This window comes from Cobetia sp. 4B, from assembly GCF_018831605.1.
Classification (GTDB): Bacteria; Pseudomonadota; Gammaproteobacteria; order Pseudomonadales; family Halomonadaceae; genus Cobetia; species Cobetia amphilecti.
In genome coordinates, this window is record NZ_CP059843.1 from 3,825,389 (window position 1) to 3,851,460 (window position 26,072).

At 62.7% G+C, this 26,072-nt stretch carries 15 protein-coding genes; 2 read left to right on the plus strand and 13 right to left on the minus strand.

Going from position 1 to position 26,072, the window contains the following annotated elements; translation table 11 throughout:
- Nucleotides 1–66 precede the first annotated feature (66 nt).
- From H2O77_RS15675 to H2O77_RS15695, 5 genes are all read right to left on the minus strand, one after another.
- On the minus strand, nt 67–1,314 hold the full coding sequence (locus H2O77_RS15675; RefSeq protein WP_043332939.1) for an aspartate kinase: 1,248 nt from the start codon (nt 1,312–1,314) through the stop codon (nt 67–69).
- A gap of 109 nt (nt 1,315–1,423) precedes the next feature.
- Nucleotides 1,424–4,027 carry an alanine--tRNA ligase gene (gene alaS / locus H2O77_RS15680; RefSeq protein WP_215823510.1) on the minus strand — a complete coding sequence of 868 codons (2,604 nt, stop codon included), beginning with the start codon at nt 4,025–4,027 and terminating at the stop codon, nt 1,424–1,426.
- Nucleotides 4,028–4,269: 242 nt separating this feature from the next.
- Nucleotides 4,270–4,854, minus strand: coding sequence for a regulatory protein RecX (locus H2O77_RS15685; RefSeq protein WP_215824643.1), 585 nt, complete (start codon nt 4,852–4,854; stop codon nt 4,270–4,272).
- A 232-nt stretch (nt 4,855–5,086) separates the two neighbouring features.
- Entirely contained in the window at nt 5,087–6,154 is a 1,068-nt protein-coding gene (gene recA / locus H2O77_RS15690; RefSeq protein WP_043332943.1) for a recombinase RecA, read from the minus strand.
- A gap of 215 nt (nt 6,155–6,369) precedes the next feature.
- Nucleotides 6,370–6,858 (minus strand): CinA family protein, encoded by a 489-nt coding sequence (locus H2O77_RS15695; RefSeq protein WP_240548816.1) that lies wholly within the window; start codon nt 6,856–6,858, stop codon nt 6,370–6,372.
- A gap of 214 nt (nt 6,859–7,072) precedes the next feature.
- Here H2O77_RS15695 and mutS point away from each other — a divergent pair, with 214 nt between their 5' ends.
- On the plus strand, nt 7,073–9,652 hold the full coding sequence (gene mutS / locus H2O77_RS15700) for a DNA mismatch repair protein MutS (RefSeq protein ID WP_054556557.1): 2,580 nt from the start codon (nt 7,073–7,075) through the stop codon (nt 9,650–9,652).
- Nucleotides 9,653–9,931: 279 nt separating this feature from the next.
- Nucleotides 9,932–10,255, plus strand: a complete 324-nt coding sequence (gene fdxA, locus H2O77_RS15705) for a ferredoxin FdxA (protein WP_043333067.1) — start codon at nt 9,932–9,934, stop codon at nt 10,253–10,255.
- 1,262 nt (nt 10,256–11,517) lie between these two features.
- Here the strand turns inward: fdxA and eno are convergent.
- From eno to H2O77_RS15740, 8 genes are all read right to left on the minus strand, one after another.
- Nucleotides 11,518–12,807, minus strand: coding sequence for a phosphopyruvate hydratase (gene eno / locus H2O77_RS15710; RefSeq protein ID WP_043332946.1), 1,290 nt, complete (start codon nt 12,805–12,807; stop codon nt 11,518–11,520).
- A gap of 102 nt (nt 12,808–12,909) precedes the next feature.
- Nucleotides 12,910–13,761: a 3-deoxy-8-phosphooctulonate synthase gene (kdsA, locus tag H2O77_RS15715; protein WP_215823511.1), complete on the minus strand. Its 852-nt coding sequence runs from the start codon at nt 13,759–13,761 to the stop codon at nt 12,910–12,912.
- Between the two features lie 131 nt (nt 13,762–13,892).
- On the minus strand, nt 13,893–15,533 hold the full coding sequence (locus tag H2O77_RS15720; RefSeq protein ID WP_043332948.1) for a CTP synthase: 1,641 nt from the start codon (nt 15,531–15,533) through the stop codon (nt 13,893–13,895).
- A gap of 194 nt (nt 15,534–15,727) precedes the next feature.
- Nucleotides 15,728–17,143: an FAD-dependent oxidoreductase gene (locus tag H2O77_RS15725; RefSeq protein ID WP_043332950.1), complete on the minus strand. Its 1,416-nt coding sequence runs from the start codon at nt 17,141–17,143 to the stop codon at nt 15,728–15,730.
- A gap of 77 nt (nt 17,144–17,220) precedes the next feature.
- Entirely contained in the window at nt 17,221–21,672 is a 4,452-nt protein-coding gene (gltB, locus tag H2O77_RS15730) for a glutamate synthase large subunit (RefSeq protein ID WP_215823512.1), read from the minus strand.
- 537 nt (nt 21,673–22,209) lie between these two features.
- Complete coding sequence (gene aroB, locus H2O77_RS17990) at nt 22,210–23,316, minus strand: 3-dehydroquinate synthase (protein WP_240548637.1); 1,107 nt, start codon at nt 23,314–23,316, stop codon at nt 22,210–22,212.
- 69 nt (nt 23,317–23,385) lie between these two features.
- A complete protein-coding gene (aroK, locus tag H2O77_RS17995) occupies nt 23,386–23,928 on the minus strand; it encodes a shikimate kinase AroK (protein WP_240548638.1) in 543 nt (180 codons plus the stop codon).
- Complete coding sequence (locus H2O77_RS15740) at nt 23,928–25,985, minus strand: type IV pilus secretin PilQ family protein (RefSeq protein WP_107335935.1); 2,058 nt, start codon at nt 25,983–25,985, stop codon at nt 23,928–23,930. The genes aroK and H2O77_RS15740 overlap by 1 nt, the downstream gene beginning before the upstream one ends.
- Nucleotides 25,986–26,072: the final 87 nt, after the last annotated feature.

Below are 26,072 nucleotides of genomic sequence, written 5' to 3' on the forward strand. Positions count from 1 at the left end.
GACTTGGGCAAGTCATTGATTGTCGGTGTCTTTACGACTTCCTTGCTGCACGCTCCGTGGTGAGACTCAGGCAGTCTCGTCGCTGATCGCTTCTGCATCCAGCCCGAAAGCGGTATGCAGGGAGCGAACCGCCAGCTCCATGAATTTCTCGTCGATCAGGACGGAAATCTTGATCTCTGAAGTGGAGACCATGCGGATATTGATGCCTTCTTCCGCCAGTACGCGGAACATCTTGGAGGCGACACCCGCGTGAGAACGCATGCCGACACCGACCAGCGAGACCTTGGCGATGTTGTCATCACCGCGCATCTCGCCACCACCGACGGACGGAATCACCGTCTCGGTCAGGATGCGCTGGGTCGCCTTGAAGTCGGTCTTGGCGACGGTGAAGGAGAAGTCAGTGGTATTGCCGTCCGGAGAGACGTTCTGGACGATCATGTCGATTTCGATGTTGGAATCGGCGATCGGGCCCAGAATCTTGGAAGCGACACCCGGGATATCCGGCGTGTTGAGCAGAGTCAGCTTGGCTTCGTTGACATTGAAGGCGATGCCGGAGATCAGCGGTTCTTCCATGTTGTCTTCTTCCTCAGCGACGATCAGGGTACCCGGGCCATCCTCGAAGGAAGACAGCACACGCAGGGGAACATTGTACTTGCCGGCGAATTCCACCGAACGGATCTGCAGGATCTTGGAGCCCAGGCTCGCCATTTCCAGCATTTCCTCGACGGTCACCGTTTCCAGACGACGTGCCTTGGAGCACACGCGCGGGTCAGTGGTATAGACACCATCGACATCGGTATAGATCTGGCACTCATCCGCCTTCAGTGCGGCAGCTAGGGCGACACCGGTGGTGTCAGAGCCACCACGACCCAGCGTCGTGATGTTGCCCTCTTCATCGACACCCTGGAAGCCTGCCACCACGACCACCTTGCCATCGTCGAGGTCTTCACGCAGGTCATCGGTATCGATGTGCTGGATACGCGCCTTGGTGTGCGCGCTATCGGTGCGGATTCCCACCTGCGCCCCTGTGTAGGAGGTCGCGTCGACGCCGATCTTCTGCAGCGCCATGGCCAGCAGGGAAATGGTGACCTGCTCGCCAGTGGAGACCAGCATGTCCATCTCGCGCGGTGTCGGGTCATCATTGATCTCGCTGGCGAGACCGATCAGTCGGTTGGTCTCGCCACTCATGGCAGAGACGACCACGACAATCTGATGGCCTTCATCGCGGAATCGCTTGACCTTCTCGGCGACGGCCTTGATCCGCTCCACCGAGCCGACCGAAGTGCCTCCGAACTTCTGAACGTATAGCGCCATGTGCGTTTCCGTTATCCGTGTCCGTTTGCGTTGTCCCCACATGAAGCTCATGTGAGCCCAAAAAGAGGCCGGGTCTCCCCAAGAGGAGCCCGGCCTTCATCTTGTACTGTCAGCCCAGCTGGGCGTCTACCCATGATGGCACACCGGCCAGTGCGCCCGGAAGCGAGGCGGCGTCACTGCCACCGGCCTGGGCCATGTCAGCACGACCGCCACCCTTGCCACCGACCTGCTCGGCCACGTGGCGCACCAGGTCACCCGCCTTGACGCGCGAGGTCAGGTCGTCGGTGACACCGGCGATCAGGCTGACCTTGTCACCGTCCGCGACGCCGAGCACCAGGATGCCGGAGCCGAGCTTGGACTTGAGATCATCCATCAGGCCGCGCAGCTCCTTGCCGGAGACGCCTTCGACCTGCTTGGCCAGCACCTTGATGCCCTGGACATTCGCGATGTCGCTGAGCATGTCGCTGGCCGAAGCGGACGCCAGCTTGGCCTTGAGGCGTTCAAGCTCCTTCTCGAGGCCGCGATTGCGCTCTAACAGGCTGCCGACGCGCTCTTCGACCTGCTCCGGCTTGGCCTTGAGGCGCTCACCGAGGCGAGCCAGAGTCGCTTCCTGCGCGAGCAGGAAGTCACGCGCGGCGCGACCGGTGATGGCCTCGATACGACGCACGCCGGACGCGATGCCGGTCTCGGCGAGAATGTGCATCTGGCCGATGTCGCCGCTGCGCTTGACGTGAGTCCCGCCGCACAGCTCGATGGAGAAGGCATCCTGACCGATGGTCAGCACGCGGACTTCCTCACCATACTTGGCATCGAAGAGTGCCGCTGCGCCGCGCGCCTTGGCCTCATCGAGACTCATGAACTCGATGGTGGTCTCGGCGTTGGCCAGGATCTGCGCGTTGACGATGCGCTCGACCTCGGACAGCTGCTCGGCCGTCATCGCCTCAAAGTGGCTGAAGTCGAAGCGCAGACGCTCGGCCGTGACCAGCGAGCCCTTCTGCTGAACGTGCTCGCCCAGCACCAGACGCAGCGCTTCGTGCAGCAGGTGCGTGGCGGAGTGGTTGCGCACGGAAGCCGCGCGCAGCTCGGCATCGACCTGCGGACGCACCTTGTCACCGACCTTGAGAGCGCCTTCGATCAGCACACCGTGGTGCAGGTGATGGCCGGTCTGCTTCTGGGTATCGCTGACCTGGAAGCGGCCGCCATCCAGATGCAGATAACCGGTGTCACCGGCCTGGCCACCTGACTCGCCGTAGAACGGGGTGGTATCGAGTACCACGATGCCCTTGGTGTCCACCTCGAGCTGCTCGACGGCATTGCCTTCGGCGTCGAACAGCGAGGTGACGGTGGCTTCCCCTTCCAGCTGGTCGTAACCGGTGAAGACGGTCTCGCCTTCCAGCACCAGGTTGGCGGAGTAGTCGCCGCCGAAGTTGCTGGCGGCACGGGCGCGATCACGCTGTGCTTCCAGGGCCGCCTGGAAACCTGTCTCATCGAGGATCAGCTCGCGCTCGCGGCAGATGTCGGCGGTCAGGTCATAGGGGAAGCCGTAGGTGTCGTAGAGCTTGAAGATGGTCTCGCCGTCGAGGGTATTGCCCTCGAGACCAGCGATGGCTTCTTCCAGAAGCTTCATGCCATGTTCCAGCGTACGCGCGAACTGCTCCTCTTCCTTGAGCAGCACACGTTCGATCTGCTCGCGTGCGGCGCGCAGTTCCGGATAGGCATCGCCCATCTCGCTGTCCAGAGCCGCGACCAGCTTGTAGAAGAAGCTGCCACGCGCCCCCAGCTTGTGACCGTGACGCACGGCGCGACGGATGATGCGGCGCAGCACGTAGCCACGGCCTTCGTTGGACGGCAGCACGCCATCGGCGATCAGGAAGGCACACGAGCGGATGTGGTCAGCCACCACGCGCAGTGACGGCGTGGCGATGTTGTCGTGACCGATGATCTCGGCAGCGGCGGCCAGCAGATTCTGGAACAGGTCGATTTCGTAGTTGGAGTGCACGCCCTGCATCACGGCCGCGACACGCTCCAGGCCCATGCCGGTATCGATGGACGGCTTGGGCAGCGGGTGCAGCGTGCCCTCGGCATCACGGTCGAACTGCATGAAGACAAGGTTCCAGATCTCGATGTAGCGATCGCCATCCTCGTCCGGGCTGCCCGGCGGGCCACCGGCGACGTCTTCGCCGTGGTCATAGAAGATTTCGGAGGACGGGCCGCACGGGCCGGTGTCGCCCATCTGCCAGAAGTTGTCCTCGTCGAGACGCGAGAAGCGGTTCTGATCGATGCCGACCTCGTTGAACCAGATGTCACGGGCTTCGTCATCGCTGACGTGCACGGTGACCCACAGCTTCTCCTTCGGCAGGCCGAGTTCTTCGGTCAGAAACTTCCAGGCGAACTGGATGGCTTCGCGCTTGAAGTAGTCGCCGAAGCTGAAGTTGCCCAGCATCTCGAAGAAGGTGTGGTGACGGGCGGTATAGCCGACGTTGTCCAGGTCATTGTGCTTGCCACCGGCGCGCACGCAGCGCTGCGCGGAGGTTGCACGGCTGTAGCCACGCGGATCACGGCCCAGGAAGACATCCTTGAAGGGCACCATGCCGGCGTTGGTGAACAGCAGAGTCGGGTCGTTGTTCGGCACCAGGGAGCTGGTGGGAACGATGGTATGGCCCTGCTTCTCGAAATAGGTCAGGAAGGCGTTTCTGATTTCTGCGCTTTTCATAGAGGTTCCGTAGCGATGTGCGTAAAGACGCTCCGGGGGTCTTCTGCATGACTTCCGCATGGTTTCTGCATATTCATCCATGTGGGTATGCATGGAGGTGCAATGAAAAGCATGAAAGAAGGCGCCTGCCCCGTGCCGTCGCAAGACGACCTAGTATAACGCCTGTTCGCGCAAGCTAAAGGGGGGGAAATGTCTTGAAGCGCCGGTTTGCGCGTCATGAGAGCCAAACAGTCGCCCGCCAGCTAGCCTTCTTCGCCCTCATCACTCCAGGCGGACTCCATGGCATAGCGCAGCTGCTCATAGTCGAAGCCGCGCTGGAGCAGAAAGCGCTCGCGCCGCGCGCGCTCCTTGTGCCCCTCGCCGGGGCCGGAAAAGCGCCTGGCCAGCGTCTCGCGCGCCAGTTCGAAGAAATCCACCGCCTCGACATGACCGAAGGCATCCGGCGTCGGGTCACTGGCGGCACGCATCACGGCATTGAGCGTCTCGCTATCGATACCACGCTGGCGCAGCTCCTGCTGGATACGCCTCGGCCCCTGCCCGCGCAGCACTCGCGTCCGCAGGAAGCTGGCGGCAAAGCGCTCATCGGATTGCAGGCCCTCCTCGACCATGCGCTCCAGCACCTCCTCGATCAGCAGCTCGACCTCATCGCGACTCAAGGCCGCCTGTGCACCCTCCTCGCCCGCGGCTTGCCGCTCTGCCAACTCGTCATTGCTGACCGCCCGCAGGTAGTCACGCTCCTTGAGATAGTCGTGCAGCTCGCGGCGGCTATGCTCGCGGCGCGCCAGGCGCGCGATGGCATCATTGCGCGCACGCCGTTGCGGCGTCATCGCGCCTGAGTCGAGCGGTTGATACTCAGGCCCACCCATTTCAGCGCTGTCATCGTGCATGGTCATGCTCCCCGGGGTTGAGCAGAAGGACATCGATGGACGTGAACGCAAGGCGCCCGCCTCCGAGTCATCGGGGCGGGCGCCTTGGGATCATCTCACCGGGTCGAAAACGACACGGTGCGATGACGCCAGCCTGGCGGCTGGCGCTCTTGCTCTTTCTTCTGGACGAACCTCAATCGAGATCGATATCCAGGTCGTCTTCACTCTCGGCGGCCGCGGTCTCTTTCGGCTCTTCCTTGGCTTCCGGCGCTGCCAGCAACTGGGCACGGATCTGGGTTTCAATCTCCTCCATGATGGCGGGATTGTCTTCCAGGTACTGGGCGGAATTGGCCTTGCCCTGACCGATCTTGCTGCCCTGATAGCTGTACCAGGCGCCTGACTTGCCGACCAGACCACACTGCACGCCCAGGTCGATCACCTCACCGGCGTGATAGATGCCCTTGCCGTAGAGAATCTGGAACTCGGCCTGACGGAACGGCGGCGCGACCTTGTTCTTGACGACCTTGACGCGGGTCTCGTTACCGGTGACTTCATCACCGGACTTCACGGAACCGGTACGACGGATATCCAGACGCACACTGGAGTAGAACTTCAGTGCGTTACCGCCAGTCGTGGTTTCGGGGCTACCGAACATCACGCCGATCTTCATGCGGATCTGGTTGATGAACACCACCATGCAGTTGGCGTTCTTGATGTGACCGGTCACCTTGCGCAGTGCCTGGGACATCAGACGCGCCTGCAGGCCGACGTGGGAGTCGCCCATCTCGCCTTCGATCTCGGCACGCGGCGTCAGTGCCGCCACGGAGTCGACGATGATGACGTCAACACCGCCGGAGCGTACCAGCATGTCGACGATCTCGAGCGCCTGCTCACCGGTGTCCGGCTGGGAGACCAGCATCTCGTCCAGATTGACGCCCAGCTTCTCGGCGTAGGACGGATCCAGTGCGTGCTCGGCATCGATGAAGGCACAGACCTTGCCCTGCTTCTGCGCCTGGGCGATGACCGAGAGGGTCAGTGTCGTCTTGCCCGAGGATTCCGGGCCATAGATCTCGACCACGCGCCCGAAGGGCAGGCCGCCGATGCCGAGTGCGATATCCAGCCCCAGAGAACCGGTGGAAACCGACGGGATGGCCACACGCGGGGCATCGCCCATGCGCATGACGGCGCCCTTGCCGAACTGGCGCTCGATCTGGGACAGCGCCGCGTTCAGCGCCTTGGTACGATTGTCGTCCTTTGCCATGTGGCCTCCTGTCGAACGGCGGAGCCACACGGGCTGCCACCTGGAATAGAGAATTCTGTCACTGAGAGCTGAGCAGACACCGTCAGACTAGCGGCTGAGGTGTCGTGGCAAAACCCTGTATACATGGACAGTATAATGCCGCAAGTTGCGTCACTCTGCCAGTCCGGTGATGCGCTTTTTCAGGCAGCACCCTCAACGCGGGGCTTGCATCGGGCTCACGCGTGTTCGGTGCCGATCTGCAAGGCCTCCACGCGTTCGATCAAGCCCTGCAATGCCTCCCGCACCGCGGCGTCGCGCACGGCCTGCCGGTCGCCGGGAAAGTGACAGCAGCGTGCCTGCTGGCGGGCCTCACTCCCCCACGCCAGCCATACGGTGCCGACGGGCTTCTCGTCACTTCCCCCGCCGGGGCCGGCCACACCGCTGATCGCCACCCCCAGCTCAGCGCCGCTTTCGCGACAGGCGCCCCGCACCATCTCGCACACGACTGCCTCGGAGACGGCACCGAACTCTTCAAGCGATGCCTCACTGACCCCCAACAGGCGCTGCTTGGTGGCATTGGAATAGGTCACGTAGCCCGCATCGAAATAGCTGGAGCTGCCGGCAATCGCCGTGATCGCCGCGCTCACCCCGCCTCCGGTGCACGACTCGGCGGTGGTGACGCGCACCCCGCGCGCGACCGCCAGCGCCTGCAACTGCTCAGCCAGGGCATTCGCGCACGCAGCCTCAGGGGTCGTACCAGTCAATTGGCTCACGAACTTTCTCCTTGTGGAGGTCATCGGGTGAAAAGGGCAGCGAGCATGAGACATCACAGGCATTGGAGCCGGCCGCGCCAGTCCGTAGAATATCGCGCATCCCGCATGCCGTGCTCTCGCATGTGTGCTTTTTCCCATTGCAGTGCAGTCAAGGAAGTCCATGGCCATGGCCAAGAACAGCGCGCCCCAGATGACGCCGATGATGACGCAGTACATGAAGATCAAACGCGAGCACCCCGGCGTGCTGCTGTTCTATCGCATGGGCGACTTCTATGAACTGTTTCATGAGGACGCCAAGCGCGCAGCACAACTTCTCGATATCACGTTGACGGCGCGCGGCAGCTCCGGCGGCTCACCGATTCCCATGGCAGGGGTGCCCTATCACAGCGCCGAAGGCTATCTGGCACGCCTGGTCAAGATGGGCGAATCGGTGGCCATCTGCGAGCAGATCGGTGACCCGGCGACCAGCAAGGGGCCTGTCGAGCGCAAGGTCGTGCGTATCGTCACCCCGGGGACACTGCATGATGAGGCGCTGCTGGATGCCAGCCGCGACAACCTGCTGGTGGCGCTGCACCGTGATGGCGAGACCTGGGGCCTGGCCGCTCTCGAGCTCTCCTCCGGTCGCTTCAGCGTGCTCGAGGTCAATGGTGATGATGAGCTGCTGGCCGAGATCCAACGTCTGTCGCCTGCCGAAGTCATGGTCGGCGAAAGCCGTACCCTCCCCGCCAGCCTGTCCTCGCGTCCGGGCCTGACCCGTCAGAGCGATTGGCACTTCGATCACGAGACAGCCTTGCGCCTGCTGTGCGATCAGTTCGGCGTCCAGGACCTCAACGGCTTCGGCTGCAGCCACCTGACGCGCGCCGTCACGGCAGCCGGCGCCTTGCTCGACTACGCTCGCGACACCCAGCGCACCGGCCTGCCCCACGTGACCGCGCTGGCCGTCGAGAGCCGCGATGACTCGGTGGTGATCGATGCCGCCAGCCGTCGCAACCTCGAGATCGATACCAACCTGGGCGGCACCAGCGACAACACGCTGGCCAGCGTGCTGGATGTCACCGCGACCGCGATGGGCTCACGCCTGCTCAAGCGCTGGCTCAACCGCCCGCTGCGCGATCAGCTCCAGATCGGCCAGCGCCAGGCGGCAGTGCAACGTCTGCTGGATGGCGACTATCCCTTCGAACTGCAAGGTCTGCTCAAGCGCATCGGCGATGTGGAGCGTATCCTCGCCCGTGTCGCGCTGCGCAGCGCTCGCCCCCGTGACATGGCACGCCTGCGCGATGGCCTCAACACCCTGCCCGAGCTGCGCGCCGTGCTCGCCAGCGTCGAGAAAGGCAGCGCCATCGATGACCTGCGCGATGCCATCCGCCTGTTCCCGGCACTTTCCGCGATGCTCAGCGAGGCGCTGGTCGAGAATCCGCCGGTGGTGCTGCGCGATGGTGGCGTGATCGCCGATGGCTACGACGATGAGCTGGACGAGTATCGCGGCCTGTCCGAGAACGCCGGCCAGTATCTGGTCGCACTAGAGACCCGCGAGCGCGAGCGCACCGGCCTGAGCAACCTCAAGGTCGGCTACAACCGCGTGCACGGCTACTTCATCGAGCTGCCGCGCTCGCAATCGGCCGAGGCCCCGCCGGAATACATCCGTCGCCAGACCCTCAAGAATGCCGAGCGTTTCATCATCCCCGAGCTCAAGGAATTCGAGGACAAGGCGCTGTCCGCCAAGTCCAAGTCACTGGCGCGCGAGAAGCTGTTGTATGAGCACCTGCTGGATGATCTGAATACCGAACTGGATGGCCTGCAGCAGACGGCCCGCGCGCTGGCGTCACTGGATGTGCTGACCGCCTTTGCCGATCGCGCCGCCGCGCTCGATTTCGTGCGCCCCGAACTCAGCGAGACCCCGGGCATCGATATCGAAGGCGGACGCCACCCGGTGGTCGAACATGTCAGCGATCATCCCTTCGTTCCCAACGATGTGCGCTTCGATGATGCGCGGCGCATGCTGGTGATCACCGGCCCCAACATGGGCGGTAAATCCACCTACATGCGCCAGACGGCACTGATCGCTCTACTCGCACATACCGGCAGCTTCGTGCCGGCATCGCGCGCCTGCATCGGCCCGCTGGACCGCATCTTCACGCGCATCGGCTCATCGGATGACCTGGCCGGCGGACGCTCGACCTTCATGGTCGAGATGACCGAGACCGCCAGCATCCTGCACAACGCCACTGACGAGAGCCTGGTGTTGATGGATGAAATCGGCCGCGGCACCTCGACCTTCGATGGTCTGTCACTGGCATGGGCCAGCGCCGAGCATCTGGCGCGCACGCGTGCCTTCACCCTGTTCGCGACCCATTACTTCGAGATGACGGCGCTGCCCGAGCATGCCGATGCCGTCGCCAACGTGCACCTGACGGCCGCTGAGCACGGCGATGGCATCGTCTTCATGCACCGCGTCGAGGAAGGCCCTGCCAGCCAGAGCTATGGCCTGCAGGTGGCCCAGCTGGCCGGGGTGCCGCAGAGCGTCATCCTGCGGGCACGCGAGAAGCTGACCAGCCTGGAGCAGCAGGAAGTCGATCGTCCGCAGGTGGCACGCGAGGATGCGCTGGGCCAGCCGGTACCGCAGCAGAATGACCTGTTCGCGGCACCGCCGCATCCGGTCGTCGAGGCCCTCAATGGTCTTGACCCGGATGATCTGAGCCCCAAGCGAGCGCTGGAGCTGATCTACGAATGGCACCGTCAGCGCTGAGCGCCGTCACACCGAGCCAGCGTTGGCGCGCCTGGCCCGAGAATGAGTGGCAAGGCCCGAGAATGAGCGGCAAGGCTCGACAGCAACCTTCGGGCATAGCACCATTCCAAAACGATCCGCCCCTGCTGATTGCGGGGGCGGCAGAGCGCCACTAGAATAACGCCTTATAACATCTGCGCCGCTTATAACCTGAAGGCCATGATGTCGCCGAGACGACACATGGTGGGCGCCTGGACCACGACCTACGAGAGAGACGCCAATCCGCGTCAGGAGACCTGCATGGCATTCATCGTCACCGAGAACTGCATTCGCTGCAAATACACCGACTGCGTGGAAGTCTGCCCGGTGGATTGCTTCTACGAAGGCCCGAACTTCCTGGTGATCAACCCGGATGAGTGCATTGACTGCGCGCTGTGTGAGCCGGAATGCCCCGCCGAAGCCATCTTCTCCGAAGATGAAGTACCGGAGAACCAGAAGGAATTCATCGAGCTGAATGCCGATCTGGCCGAAGTCTGGCCGAACATCAGCGAGAAGAAGGACGCCATGGAAGACGCCGAGAAGTGGGATGGTGTCGATGGCAAGCTTGAGTATCTGGAGCAGTAAGCCCCTCAAGCAAACCGCATCTCACGTGGCAAGTGGCTTGCCCGCCCTGACCGGGCAAGCCCGGCTCTCACGACAGAAACGGCAGCGATTCCCTCGGGAGCCGCTGCCGTTTCTGTCTCTGATACCGAAAGTCGGTGCCTGAAGTCGGTGACTCAAGCTCATGCCAGGAGCTCAGCCCCCTGACATCCGGGCATAAAAAAGGGCGGCCCCGTAAGGTCGCCCGCTCCAAGCGTGTCCCTGTCGATCCATCCTGGATCGCACTCCTGAGTGCTGTCCCTGCCCTTCACGACATCCTGTCATTCGGGGCGCACCGTCACGCGTGGCGGGCATTGCAGCACTGCTCGCGCAGCTGTCCCACCGCAATGCCCGTTAGTGCAGATATTTGCCTGTCCTGCTGTCCTGCCCATGCATTGCCCGGCGTCCTGCCTGTACCGCTCCCTCCTGTGCAGCTGACAGCCTCACGACATTCCTTGTCCGACCATCCTTGTCGTGGCTTCCTGCCACTTGATGCTGCCGCTGTCTGCCCCATCATTCCTGACGCGGATGATGTCCCGTCATCCGTCACTTCCTGTGAAGGGCAAGCTTCCTGACTGCATATCGGAGCCTGGGGCTCTTCGACACTCCGTGTCGTTATCGTGCTTCCTGCCTGTGTGGCGCTTCCCATCGCCAACGGATCATCCTGATCCTGACACACTCCGGTGTCATGCCCGCTATCCTTGCTTCCCTGGCATCTCTCGCCTGACTCCTTCAAGCGAAGATATGCAGCTCTCTGCTACCGACGTCCATGTCAGGTCCTTTTCCGCCGAGCGTCCTGCTCAGCGGGGCGAAACGTCCTGTCTCGCCATCAAGTCTTTTCTGATCATCCCGTTGGCATCCTGCCGAGACTGCGGTGTCCCGCCGCACCCTCACGTCCATGCAGCCATTCTGGGCAGCATTCGCCGGCGAGGCAACTAGCCAAACCGCTTAACCCGCTATACCTGAACAGGCCGTCAAAGAAAATATATTCAATAAAATCAAATAGATACCGAAGAACATACGTTTATATCCGCAGGCAACTCGCAGCCAGTGTCTCGATTGTCCTGCGGGATTTGTAAGAGATGGCTTACACGAAATCAGTGCCTGAAAGCGGCCTGTTTCCTGCCTCCCCCTCAAACGCACTCAATCATCGCCTGCAATGCACAACGGGGCCGTGCCAGAAGGCACGACCCCGTTGCAAGTTACCTCTGCGATGCTGGGCGCTGAGCCCCTCACATCACAGGCGATTACTGACCCTTGATCTCTTTCAGGCCGTTGTAAGCCACGTCACCCAGCTGCTGCTCGATCACCAGCAGACGGTTGTACTTGGCGACACGGTCAGAGCGGCACAGAGAGCCGGTCTTGATCTGGCCAGCACAGGTACCGACGGCGAGGTCGGCGATGGTGGTATCTTCGGTCTCGCCACTGCGGTGGGAGATGACCGCGGTGAAGCCGGCAGCCTGCGCCATCTTGATCGCATCCAGGGTCTCGGACAGCGAGCCGATCTGGTTGAACTTGATCAGGATGGAGTTGCCGATGCCTTCATCGATACCACGGCTCAGGATGCGCGTGTTGGTGACGAACAAATCGTCGCCGACCAGCTGCACCTTGTCGCCCAGCTCGTCGGTCAGCATCTTCCAGCCTTCCCAGTCGGACTCATCCATGCCGTCTTCGATGGAGACGATCGGATATTCCGCGGCCAGGCCGGCCAGATAGTCGACGAAACCACGTGCGTCGAAGCTCTTGCCTTCGCCGGACAGGTTGTACTGACCGTCCTTGTAGAACTCGGAAGACGCGCAATCCAGCGCCAGGGTCACATCGGTGCCCAGGGTGTAGCCTGCATCGCTGACGGCCTGCTTGATGACGGCCAGTGCTTCGGAGTTGGACGCCAGGTTCGGTGCAAAGCCACCTTCATCGCCCACGGAGGTGCTCAGCTCGCGACCCTGCAGCACCTTCTTCAGCGCGTGGAAGATCTCGGCGCCGGTGCGCAGTGCTTCACGGAAGGTCGGCGCGCCGACCGGCTGGACCATGAACTCCTGGATGTCGACATTGTTGTCGGCATGCTCACCGCCGTTGATGATGTTCATCATCGGCACCGGCATGGAGTACTGGCCCGGCTGGCCGTAGAGCTCAGCGATATGAGCGTAGAGCTCGATGCCCTTGGCCTGGGCTGCCGCCTTGGCAGCCGCCAGAGAGACGGCAAGAATCGCGTTGGCACCCAGCGATTCCTTGTTCTCGGTACCGTCAAGCGCCAGCATGGCATCGTCCAGCGCGCGCTGGTCGAGTGCATCCATGCCCACGAGGCGCTCGCGGATCGCGCCATTGACGGCTTCGACTGCCTTCAGCACGCCCTTGCCCAGATAACGGCTCTTGTCGCCATCACGCAATTCCAGCGCTTCACGCGAACCGGTGGAGGCACCGGAAGGAGCGCAGGCACTGGCGCGTTGGCCACCTTCCAGCACGACCTCGGCCTGTACGGTCGGGTTACCACGGGAATCGAGCACCTCAAGGGCGCGGATTTCGACGATATTGGCCATCTTGTGTCGTCCTCTACACGGGGGATTGAAACACCACGACGGGCATCTTGCCCATAGTGCAAAAAGGCCGCTCACACAGGGGTGAACGGCCAGTAGTCCTGCTCAACGAATGTCCAGCGGCGCGAAGCCCTTGACCAGCGCATCCAGCGATTGCAGCTGGCGCAGGAAGGGTTCGAGCTGGTCCAGCGGCAAGGCGCAGGGGCCGTCACACTTGGCGTTGTCCGGGTCCGGATGAGCCTCGAGGAACAGACCCGCCAGTCCCAATGCGACACCGGAGCGTGCCAGATCGAAGACCTGCTCACGACGCCCGCCAGCGGAATCGGCTCGCCCGCCCGGGCGCTGCAGCGAGTGGGTGACATCGAACAATACCGGCAGGCCGCTATCCTTCATCTCGGCCATGCCGAGCATGTCGACCACCAGGTTGTTGTAACCGAAGCTGGAGCCACGCTCGCACAGCAGAATCCGGTCATTGCCCGCTTCACCGCACTTGGCGACGATATGGCGCATCTCGTGCGGCGCGAGGAACTGCGGCTTCTTGACGTTGATGACGGCGCCGGTGCGCGCCATGGCCACGACCAGGTCCGTCTGCCGCGCCAGGAAGGCCGGCAGCTGGATGACATCGGCCACTTCCGCCACGGCTGCCGCCTGATGTGGCTCATGCACGTCCGTGATGATCGGCACACCGAAGCGCGACTTGATCTCGGCCAGAATCTCGAGCCCCTTCTCCACCCCGGGACCACGGTAGGAGTGCATGGAGCTGCGATTGGCCTTGTCGAAGCTGGCCTTGAAGACGTAAGGCATGCCCAGGCGTGTCGTCACTTCGACATACTGCTCGGCGACTTCCAGCGCCAGCTCCCGCGATTCGAGCACGTTCATGCCACCGAAAAGCGTCATCGGACGATCGTTGGCGACTTGCAGACCCGCAAATTCGATTACGCGTTGTTCGTTGCTCATCTCTGCACCGTCCATCAAATCGTTGTCCATCGGCAGTCTGCCTGAGGATGCTCTGGCGAACATCAAGACATGCAACCACCGCGGAGAAGACCTACGGGCGCCACCCGAGGTGGCGCCCGCTCAACACCCTATCACTCGCCGCGAGTACGCGCCGCCTTGTGATTGAGCGCGGCATTCACGAAGCCGGTGAACAGCGGATGGCCATCACGCGGCGTGGAGGTGAATTCCGGGTGGAACTGACATGCCACGAACCACGGGTGATCCGGCAGCTCGACCATCTCGACCAGCGAGTTGTCGACGCTGCGACCGGAGAAGATCAGGCCAGCTTCTTCCAGGGCCGGCACGAACTGGTCGTTGACCTCATAGCGGTGACGGTGACGCTCGACGATCTCGTCGCTGCCATAGGCCTGATGCGCCTTGGAGCCGTTGAGCAGGCTGCAGGCCTGGCCGCCGAGACGCATGGTGCCGCCCAGATCAGACGCCGCGTCGCGGGTCTCGATCTTGCCTTCCGGCGTCAGCCACTCGGTGATCAGACCGACCACCGGGTGCTGGGTGTCATGGGTGAACTCGGTAGAGTTGGCATCGCTCCAGCCCGCCACGTTACGCGCGAACTCGATGACGGCAACCTGCATGCCCAGGCAGATGCCCAGATACGGCACCTTGTTCTCACGCGCGAAGCGCGCAGTGGCGATCTTGCCTTCCACGCCACGCTCGCCGAAGCCGCCCGGCACCAGCACCGCGTCCTTGCCGATCAGACGGTCGGTGCCGTTGCGCTCGATCTCCTCGGAGTCGATGAAGTCGACGTTGACCTTCACACGCCCCTGGATACCGGCGTGGATCAGCGCCTCGTTCAGCGACTTGTAGGCGTCGAGCAGCTCCATGTACTTGCCGACCATCGCGATGTTGATGGTCTTGAGCGGGTTGAGCTTGGCGTCGAGCACCGCGACCCACTCGGACATGTCGGCCTCTTTGGCCTCCAGGCGGAACTTGTCGCAGACGATCTCATCGAGGCCGGCTTCGTGGAGCATCAACGGAATGCGATAGATGGTGTCGGCATCCTGCAGGGAGACGACGGCACGCTCTTCGACGTTGGTGAACAGCGAGATCTTGCGACGCTCGCTTTCCTCGATCTCGACTTCGCTGCGGCAGATCAGGATATCCGGCTGGATACCGATGGAGCGCAGCTCCTTGACGCTGTGCTGGGTCGGCTTGGTCTTGGTCTCGCCAGCCGTCTTGATGTACGGCACCAGCGTCAGGTGCATGAAGAGTGCACGCTCGCCACCCAGCTGCGCACGCAGCTGACGGATGGACTCCAGGAACGGCAGCGACTCGATGTCACCCACGGTACCGCCGATCTCGACCAGTGCGACGTCATAGCCTTCACCGCCGGCGATCACGCGACGCTTGATCTCGTCGGTGATGTGCGGGATGACCTGCACCGTTCCGCCGAGGTAGTCACCGCGGCGCTCCTTGCGCAGCACGTGCTCGTAGACGCGACCGGTAGTGAAGTTGTTGCCCTGGGTCATGCGCGAGCGGATGAAACGCTCGTAGTGACCGAGGTCGAGGTCGGTTTCCGCGCCATCTTCGGTGACAAAGACTTCGCCGTGCTGGAACGGGCTCATGGTGCCCGGATCGACGTTGATGTACGGATCCAGCTTGAGGATGGTGACCTTGAGGCCACGGGCCTCGAGAATAGCCGCCAGCGAAGCGGATGCGATGCCCTTGCCAAGCGAGGACACAACGCCGCCCGTCACGAAGATAAATCGTGTCATGGAAACCTGCCGAAAACGTGAGCTGTAGGAGAGATCCGGGGGAACGGATCAGGATGGGTCGCCAGTCTAGCGGAAAGGCTGCTCCGGCTCAATTTGAATGCCACCACCTGCCCATCTCGCGTCGCCATCCGATGCACCCGCCATAACGCATCAGACCCGCCGTGGCGGGCCTGATGCGTGACGTCACATGACCTTTACACTTCCAGGAAATCAAGAATCCCTTCAGCGGCACGGCGACCTTCATCGATGGCGGTCACCACCAGATCGGAGCCGCGCACCATGTCACCGCCAGCGAACACCTTGGCGTTGGTGGTCTGGAAGGCATGACGCTCGGCGCTGGTCGCGATGCGGCCACGCTCATCGACGGCGATGTCGAAGTCGGCGAACCACGGCGCAGGGCTTGCCTGGAAGCCGAAGGCCACGACCACGGCATCCGCCGGCAGAATCTCTTCAGAGCCCGGCACCACTTCCGGACGCTGACGGCCATTGGCATCCGGCTCACCCAGACGGGTGCGCACGACCTTGACGCCTTCGACCTTGCCATCGCCGACCACTGCCACCGGCTGACGGTTGAAGAGGAAATCGACGCCCTCTTCGCGAGCATTGGTCACCTCACGGCGTGAGCCCGGCATGTTGGCCTCGTCACGACGGTAGGCACAGGTCACGCTTTCCGCGCCCTGGCGGATGGAGGTGCGGTTGCAGTCCATCGCGGTATCACCACCGCCGAGCACCACGACCTTCTTGCCTTCCATGGAGACGTAATCCGCCGGGTCCTTCTCGAAGCCCAGGCAGTGATTGACGTTGGCGATCAGAAAGTCGAGCGCCTTGTGCACGCCCGGCAGATCCTCGCCCGGGAAGCCGCCACTCATGGCGTTGTAGGTACCCATACCGAGGAAGACGGCATCGTATTCCTCGAGCAGCGCATCGAAGGTCACATCACGCCCGACCTCGACGTTGAGACGGAACTCCATGCCCATCTCTTCGAAGATCTCGCGGCGACGCGTCATCACGCCCTTCTCGAGCTTGAACTCCGGGATACCGAAGGTCAGCAGACCGCCGATTTCCGGATGGCGATCATAGATCACCGGACGCACGCCATTGCGCACCAGGATATCGGCGGCACCGAGACCCGCCGGGCCTGCACCGATGATGGCGACGCGCTTGTCGGTCCAGCTGACCTTGGACATGTCGGGGCGCCAGCCCATCGCGAAGGCGGTGTCGGTGATGTACTTCTCCACCGAGCCGATGGTGACGGCACCGAAGCCGTCATTCAGGGTGCAGTCGCCCTCGCAGAGACGGTCCTGCGGGCAGACGCGACCACAGACTTCCGGCAGCGAGTTGGTCTGGTGCGAAAGCTCGGCGGCCTCGAGGATATTGCCCTCGGAGACCAGCTTCAGCCAGTTGGGAATGTAGTTGTGTACCGGGCACTTCCACTCACAGTAGGGGTTGCCACAGCCCAGGCAGCGATGTGCCTGGCTGGCGGCTTCTACCGGCTTGAACTCGGCATAGATCTCGTTGAACTCACGTGCGCGCACGCGAGCATCTTTCTTCTGCGGGTCCTGACGACCCACATCGATGAACTGGAAGTCGTTGGCGAGCTGATTGGCCATGATGAATCCTCCTTCAAAATCCGGGCACCGTCGCGGTGCGGGCCCTCACCCGAGGCATGCTGGAGTGAGGGATGCGATCACTCCGGCTGACGCCGTGACTGGTCCAGCAAGCCGTTGAGGCTTGCCGCCTTCGGCTTGACCAACCAGAAGTGACGCACGAAGTCAGGGAAATCACGCAGGATGTCGCGCCCGCGCTCGGAGCCGGTCTCGGCCACATATTCCTCGATGACTTCGCGCAGATGGCGACGGTAGGCCTCCATGGCTTCGGTATTGATGCGGTGGATTTCCACCAGCTCGTGGTTGTACTTGTCGACGAAGTCGCGATTCTCGTCCAGCACGTAGGCGAAGCCGCCGGTCATGCCCGCACCGAAGTTGACGCCTGTCTCGCCCAGCACGCACACCAGACCGCCGGTCATGTACTCACAGCAGTGGTCACCCGCGCCTTCGATCACGGCGTGCGCACCGGAGTTGCGCACCCCGAAGCGCTCGCCGGCGGTGCCCGCGGCATACAGTCTGCCACCGGTCGCGCCGTACAGGCAGGTGTTGCCGATGATGGCGGTCTTGTGGCTCTCGAAGCGCGAACCACGCGGCGGCACGATGGTCAGCTTGCCGCCGTTCATGCCCTTGCCGACATAGTCGTTGGCGTCGCCTTCCAGATGCATCTCGAGTCCGTGCGCGTTCCAGACACCGAAGCTCTGGCCTGCCACACCGGTCAGGCTGACCTTGAGCGGCGAGCCTGCCAGCCCAGCCTCGCCATAGCGCTTGGCGATTTCACCCGAGACACGCGCACCCACCGAGCGATCGCAGTTGGTGACATGGAAGCTGAACTCGCCACCGCTGCGGCTGTCGATCGCCGACTCCATCGCGGCCAGCATCTCGAGGTTCTTGGCACCGGGGTCATGCGGCTCGTTACGGCTGACCTGGCAGAACTGCGGCGCGTCCTTGGGCACGAAGTCATTGCCCAGCAACGGCGTGAGGTCGAGACGACGCTGCGCGTTGGTCTCGCCTTCCAGCACTTCGAGCAGATCGGTACGACCGATCAGGTCGGTGATCTGACGCACGCCCAGCAGTGCCATCAGCTCGCGTACTTCCTCGGCGATGAAGCGGAAGTAGTGCTTGACCATCTCGACGGTGCCGCGGAAATGCTCGTCACGCAGCGCCTGGTGCTGGGTCGCGACACCGGTGGCACAGTTGTTCAGGTGGCAGATGCGCAGGTACTTGCAGCCCAGCGCGACCATCGGCGCGGTACCGAAGCCGAAGCTCTCGGCACCCAGGATCGCGGCCTTGACCACGTCCAGGCCGGTCTTGAGGCCACCATCCGTCTGCAGACGGATCTTGTGCCGCAGCTGGTTGATGCGCAGCGCCTGATGCACCTCGGGCAGCCCCAGTTCCCACGGGGAACCGGCGTGCTTGATCGAGGTGATCGGGCTGGCCGCAGTGCCACCGTCATAGCCGGAGACGGTAATCAGGTCGGCATACGCCTTGGCGACACCGGTGGCGATGGTGCCGATCCCCGGCTCGGAGACCAGCTTGACCGAGACCTGCGCCGACGGATTGACCTGCTTGAGATCGAAGATCAGCTGCGCCAGATCCTCGATGGAATAGATATCGTGGTGCGGCGGCGGCGAGATCAATGTCACCCCCGGCACGGCGTAGCGCAGACGTGCGATCAGGTCGTTGACCTTGCCGCCCGGCAGCTGACCGCCCTCACCGGGCTTGGCGCCCTGGGCGACCTTGATCTGCAGTACCTCGGCATTGACCAGGTACGCCGGTGTGACACCGAAGCGACCGGAGGCGATCTGCTTGATCTTGGAGGAGCGCACGGTGCCGTAACGCGCCGGGTCTTCACCACCCTCACCGGAGTTGGAGCGCCCACCGGCCTCGTTCATGGCCTGGGCCAGCGCTTCATGTGCCTCGGGAGACAGTGCGCCAAGCGACATGCCGGCGCTGTCGAAGCGCGGCAGCAGTGACTCGACGGACTCGACTTCCTCGATCGGCAGCGGCTCGGCGACCGGCTTGAGGGTCAGCAGGTCACGAATGGTCGCCACCGGGCGCTCGTTGACCAGGCGCGCGAATTCCTTCCACTTGCCGTAGTCACCCTGCTGCACGGCCTGCTGCAGCTTCACCACCACATCCGGGTTGTAGGCGTGGTATTCACCGCCATGCACGTACTTGACCAGCCCGCCCTGCTTGATGCGCTTGCGCGGCAGCCAGGCTTCACGGGCCAGCAGCTCCTGCTGCATCTGCAGCTCTGCGAAACCGGCGCCTTCGATGCGCGAAGCCATGCCGGTGAAGCACATGTCCATGACTTCACTGTTGAGACCGACCGCCTCGAACAGCTGCGAGCCACGGTAGGAGCCGATGTGCGAGATGCCCATCTTGGACAGGATCTTGTAGAGGCCCTTCTGCATGCCCTTGCGATAGTTCTCGCGGGCATCAGCCGGGTTGCCGGACAGCTCGCCGGTGCGATGCATGTCAGCCATCACCTGATAGGCAAGGTACGGGTAGACCGCCGTGGCGCCCACCCCGAACAGCACTGCCATCTGGTGCGCGTCACGCGCATAGCCGGTCTCGATCACCAGGTTGACGCGCGGGCGCAGGGCCAGTGCACCGAGGTGATGATGGATGGCGCCGGTCGCCAGAGCGGCGTGGATCGGCAGCTGCCCCTTCTTCAAGCCACAGTCGCTGAGTACCAGGATCACCTTGCCATTGCGCGCCGCTTCCTCGGCCTGCTGACAGAGGCCCTTGAGCGCCTGCTTGAGGGAGTCCTGCGCCGGATCGTAGTGCAGCTTGAGCGTCTGCGAGGTGAAGGCCGGATCTTCGTGATTGACCAGCGCATTGAACTTGCGCGGTGACAGCACCGGCGTGGTCAGGATCAGGCGATGCGCGTGTTCCGGCGTCGCGTCGAAGATGTTGAGCTCGGCGCCACAGCAGGTCTCCAGCGACATCACGATCGCTTCGCGCAGCGGATCGATCGGCGGGTTGGTGACCTGGGCGAACTTCTGGCGGAAGTAGTCGGTCAGCACGCGGTTCTGGCGCGACAGCACGGCCATCGGCGTGTCATCGCCCATCGAGCCGACCGCCTCCTGACCGCTCTCGGCCAGCGGGCGCAGCAGCTGATCGCGCTCCTCGAAGCTGACCTGGAACATCTTCTGGTAGACGTCCAGCTGATCGGCATCCATCGGCTGGAAGCGCGCCAGCTCGGTCAGTGCAGACTCGAGATAGTTGGCGTTCTCACGCAGCCAGCGCTTGTAGGGATGCGCGCCCTTGAGGCGCTCACTGACCTGATCGGTGTGCAGCACTTCACCGGTCTCGGTATCGACGCCCAGCACCTGCCCCGGCCCGACGCGCCCCTTGGCGACGACATCTTCCGGCTTGTAATCGTAGGTGCCGATCTCGGAGGCCAGGGTGATGAAACCATTGCGCGTGATGACCCAACGTGCCGGACGCAGGCCGTTGCGGTCCAGCATGCACACGGCGTGGCGACCGTCGGTGAGCACGATGCCCGCCGGGCCGTCCCAGGCCTCCATGTGCATGGAGTTGTATTCGTAGAAGGCACGCAGATCGGAGTCCATCTGCTCGACGTTCTGCCATGCCGGCGGCACCATCATGCGGATGGCGCGATAGATATCCATGCCACCGGTCAGCAGGACTTCCAGCATGTTGTCCATGCTGGAGGAATCGGAGCCGACAGTGTTGACGATCTCGTCCAGCTCGGCGATCTCGGGCAGCTGCTCGGAGACGAAGTTTTCCTTGCGCGCGTTGGCCCAGCCGCGGTTGGCCTCGATGGTGTTGATCTCGCCATTGTGGGCGAGGAAGCGGAACGGCTGGGCCAGCGGCCAGCGCGGCGCGGTGTTGGTCGAGAAGCGCTGGTGGAAGACACAGATCGCGGTCTCGAGGCGCGGGTCGCCCAGGTCCTTGTAGAAGCGCGGAAGATCTTCCGGCATCACCAGACCCTTGAAGGAGATGACCTTGCCGGAGAGCGAGCAGACGTAGAAGTCCTCTTCACTCTTCAGCGCCTGCTCGGCATAACGGCGCGCCATGAACAGATCGACATTGAAGGCGATGTCGGTGCGCTCGTCGGCGGCACCGACGAAGACCTGACGGATGCGCGGCAGGCAGTCGCGGGCCATCGGGCCGCACACGCTGTCATCTACCGGCATGTCGCGCCAGCCTAGCACCTCGAGATTGCGCGCGCTCAGCGCCGACTCGAAGGCGTCACGCGCGGACTGTTCACGCGCATCATCATCAGGCAGGAAAAGCGTGCCGACGGCATAACGGGCGCCCAGTTCCAGCCCGAGGGTTTCTCGAGCGATCTGGCGCATGAAGCCGTCCGGCATCTTGAGCAGCAGGCCACAGCCATCGCCGGTCTTGCCATCAGCGGCAATCCCGCCACGGTGGGTCATGCAGGTCAGGGATTCAATGGCGGTCTGCAGCAGTTCGTGGCTCGCCTGCCCTTCCATATGGGCGATCAGACCGAAGCCGCAGTTGTCGCGGAACTCTCCCGGATGGTGGAGACCTTTGTTCATGGGGCGTGCCTCACGGAGAAATCATGTGTCCAGATGCTTTTTTTCAAGCATTTTCCCGGTTATAGTTATCGGTTATCTTTATTTTTATACCTGCCGATAGTGGCGCCATCAGTGTCGCTACACGACGCCAGATTTCCCTCGAGCATATCCCCCAGCTTCCCGCCTGCGCAATTCTCCACAGGTCGCCCATCGACCAAAAAAACCTGACAAAACCGAAGGTTAGAAGAACCTCCAACCAAAAAACCCTGTAGGCTCAAGCGCTTAGCGGGTAGACATGCCTCATGAATTTCGCCTTGCAACTTTAGTATTGGTTAAATAAAAAACAGCGTTTTTATACGATTTACCCCATACCGATTACGCATACGGCATACCAATTCAGGAATCACGCTCCACCAATGACTCCGTCACGGCACGCTGTCACCCGCCAAAAGAAAAGCCGCCAAAAGAAAAGCCGCCAAAAGAAAAGCCGCCACCCAGAGGGTGACGGCTTGCGTGATCGTGCAGCGCCCATGAACCAGCCGATGGCTGGCCGGGATGTCAGCGAGAGCTGCGCGGCCAGTGCTCCAGCATGTCGGCCAGCACACCGGCTGGCGCCTCTTCGGTAATCACCGCTCGGCCGATACGCTCAAGCAGGATCAGGCGCAGACGGCCATCGACATTCTTCTTGTCCAGCTGCATGTGCTTGAGGAAGTCCTCGACGCCCATGCCTTCCGGAGCCGCCAGCGGCAGGCCCGCCTTGGCAATGATGTGCGAGACACGCTCCACATCCGCACTCGACAGCCAGCCCATGCGCGCCGAAAGCTCGGCCGCCATCAGCATGCCGGTGCCGACGGCTTCGCCGTGCAGCCAGACGCCATAGCCCTGGTCCGTCTCGATGGCATGCCCGAAGGTGTGACCCAGATTGAGCAGCGCACGCACGCCCTGCTCGGTCTCATCCTGCGCCACGACATCCGCCTTGATGGCACAGCTGCGGCGAATGGCTTCACCGAGCAGGGTCTCGTCCAGCGCCATCAAGGCCGTCATGTTGTCTTCCAGCCAGCTCAGGAAGCTTTCATCCCACAGCAGACCATACTTGATGACCTCGGCCATGCCCGCTGACAGCTCACGCTGCGGCAATGTCTTGAGGCTTGCGGTATCGATCAGCACCAGACGCGGCTGCCAGAAGGCGCCCAGCATGTTCTTGCCACGCGGATGGTTGACGCCGGTCTTGCCGCCCACCGAGGAATCCACCTGCGACAGCAGCGTGGTCGGCACCTGGATGAAGGCCGCGCCCCGCTGATAGCAGGCCGCCGCGAAGCCGGTCATGTCACCGATCACACCGCCACCGAGGGCGATCAAGGTACAGCGGCGATTGAAGCCGGCCTCGAGCAGGGCATCCCAGATCAGACCGATGCTGGCCATGTGCTTGGTCTGCTCACCGTCGTCGAGAATGACCTCGCGGATATCGAGTCCCTCGCCCAACGAGGCCTTCAGTGCGTCCAGATACAGCGGTGCCACCACGGTGTTGGTGACGATCATCACCTGACGCCCCGCAAGGTGCTCACGAATCAGATCACCACGTGCGGTCAGGCCCGGCCCGATATGAATGGGGTAACTACGCTCGCCGAGCGCGACATCAAGACGATGAGCAGGTGCCAGGGACATCAGAATTCTCCTTGGGCGAAACAGATGACAGCGACTGACGCCCGCAAGGGCCGCCAGCCGCTGATGAGACTAGCCAGGGGCGTGCAACGGGTCCGCCAGCGCCTTGATGCGGCGACGGATCTCGTTGGTGACCGCCCGAGGACTGCGCCGATCGGTACGCACGATGATATCGGCCGTCTCGCGGTAGAGCGGGTCACGCAACTCGAACAGGCGCTTGAGCACCCGCCCGGGGTCATCCTGCTGCAACAGCGGACGATTGCGATCACGGCCGGCTCGCTTGAGCTGCTGTTCGACAGGCGCGTAGAGATACACGACAGTGCCGCGTTCGCGCAGTACGCGCCGATTGGCCTCCGCCATGATGGCGCCACCACCGGTGGCCATCACGACTTCCTTGAGCGAGGTCAGCTCATCGATGACAGCCTGCTCACGTTCACGAAAGCCGGACTCGCCCTCGACGTCGAAAATCCACGGAATGCTGGCTCCGCAGCGGTCTTCAATCACATGGTCGCTATCGCAAAATTCACGATGCAAGTCGGCCGCCAGCAGGCGGCCGATAGTGCTCTTGCCGGCCCCCATGGGGCCGACAAGGAATACGTTGGGAATCACATGCATCAGCGCACCGCCAGGCCGTCCTCGATGATCTTCGGGGTAATGAATACCAGCAATTCTACCTTCTCGTTGGACTCTTCGGTATAGCGGAACAGATTCCCGATCACCGGCAGGTCCCCGAGGAAGGGCGTCTTGAAGACGCTGCGAATCTGCTCGGAGGTCAGAATGCCACCCAGCACCACGGTTTCGCCATCATTGACCAGCACCTGCGTCTCGATTTCATTGGTATCGATGGCCGGTTCGCCATTGAAGCTGTCATCGGAGACATCGTCATTGTTGATCAACAGATCCATGATGATGCGGTTGTCAGGCGTGATCTGCGGCGTCACTTCCAATGCCAGCACCGCTTCCTTGAACTCGATGTTGGTCGCACCGCTGGAGGTCGCCTCCTCGTAGGGAATTTCCTGACCCTGCTTGATGACGGCCTTCTTCTGGTTGGCGGTGATGATCTTGGGCTGGGAGATGGTCTGGCTCTTGCCTTCGCTTTCCAGCGCCGAGAGCTCCAGGTCCAGCAGGATATCGCCGGACAGGTAACCGAAGCTGAAGGTGCTGCCCGGATCACTGTCATCGCCGAGATTGACACTCAGGCCGCCATCACTGGTCGTACCGGTCGATGCGCCTTCCAGACCGAACTTGCCGTTGCTGCTGTTGGAAAGCCCCCAATTGACACCGATCTCGCTGGACACGCTGCTACGCGCGATGACGATGCGCGCCTCGATCTGCACCTGACGCACCGGGATATCGAGATATTCCAGCGTGCCGCGAATGGACTCGAGCGTATCGCGAGTGTCCTGGATCAGCATGGTGTTGGTGCGCTCATCGACCATCACGCGGCCCCGCTCGGACAGCAGACCGATACCGCCTTCACCGCGCAGCAACGCCGCCAGGTCCGCCGCCTTGGCATAACGCACCTGGATGTATTCGGTGGTCATCGGCGCCAGCTCCTTGACCTGCTGGTTCGCCTCGAGCTCCTTGCGCTCCAGTGCCGCCAACTCTTCCGCCGGCGCGACCATCAGCACGTTGCCCATGCGACGACTGGCCAGACCGTTGGACTTGAGCACCAGATCCAGCGCCTGATCCCAGGGCACTTCCTTCAGGTTCAGGGTCACGTTGCCGGTGACGTTGTCACTGGCGACCAGATTGAGCCCCGTGAAGTCAGCGATGATCTGCAGCACGGAGCGCACTTCGATGTTCTGGAAGTTGAGCGAGATCTTCTTGCCGGTGTAGGGGAACTTGTCCTTGATGCGCTCCGCCTGCTCTTCACGCGTCAGCGGCTTGACCTCGAGCACCAGCTCGTTGCCTGCCTGAGTGGCCAGCTGGGTGTAGTAGCCACTGGCATCCACCACCATGCGCACGCCATCACGGGTACGCTGCGGATCGATACGCGTCACCGGCGTGGCGAAATCGCCGACATCCAGCACCTGATTCATCTCCGGCGGCAGCTTCACGCCCTTGATGTCGACGTAGATCTTGCGCCCGCGCTCGGTAACGCGTGACTCGACGTTGGAGCGGTTGAAGTTGATCACGACGCGACCTTCACCGTCCGTGCCACGACGGAAATCGATGCCACTGACGGCCGGCTCGCTAGCCACTTCCAGGGCACGGTTGTCAGGCGGCACGTTGGCGGCGTTCGCCTGGGAGGCAGCCGCAGGCTGAGCGCCCGGCGCACCGCCCTGCTCGCCGATGATGACGTAGAGGCTGTTGCCCTCGGTGCGCGTGACATACGGCTTGGACTGGTTGAGCTTCATGACCAGACGCGTGCGCGAGCCGGCCTCCAGCGCCACCAGTTCGTCCACGCCGCTGAGCCCCAGGTCGAAGCGACGCTTGTCGAGCTGACTGCTGGTATCCAGGAGGTCGATGGTGATGCGCGGCGGCGTCTCGATACGGTAGCCCTTGACCTCCGGCACTCCGCCGACGAAGTCGAGCTTGAGCTCCATACGGTCACCCCCGAGGGCGGTGAAGTTGAGGTCCTGCAGCGACGACGCAGCCATCGCCACATTCGCCATCAGGCTACCGACTGCCGCCAGCCCCAGCAGACTCATTCGTTGCAATCGCGTCATGTTCCCTAGTCCCCTGTCTCGCCGTGGCTCCGTTCAACCGTCGGGCTGATCGCGCCTTATTCTTATCGAAGCGTTATGGTGTCGGTC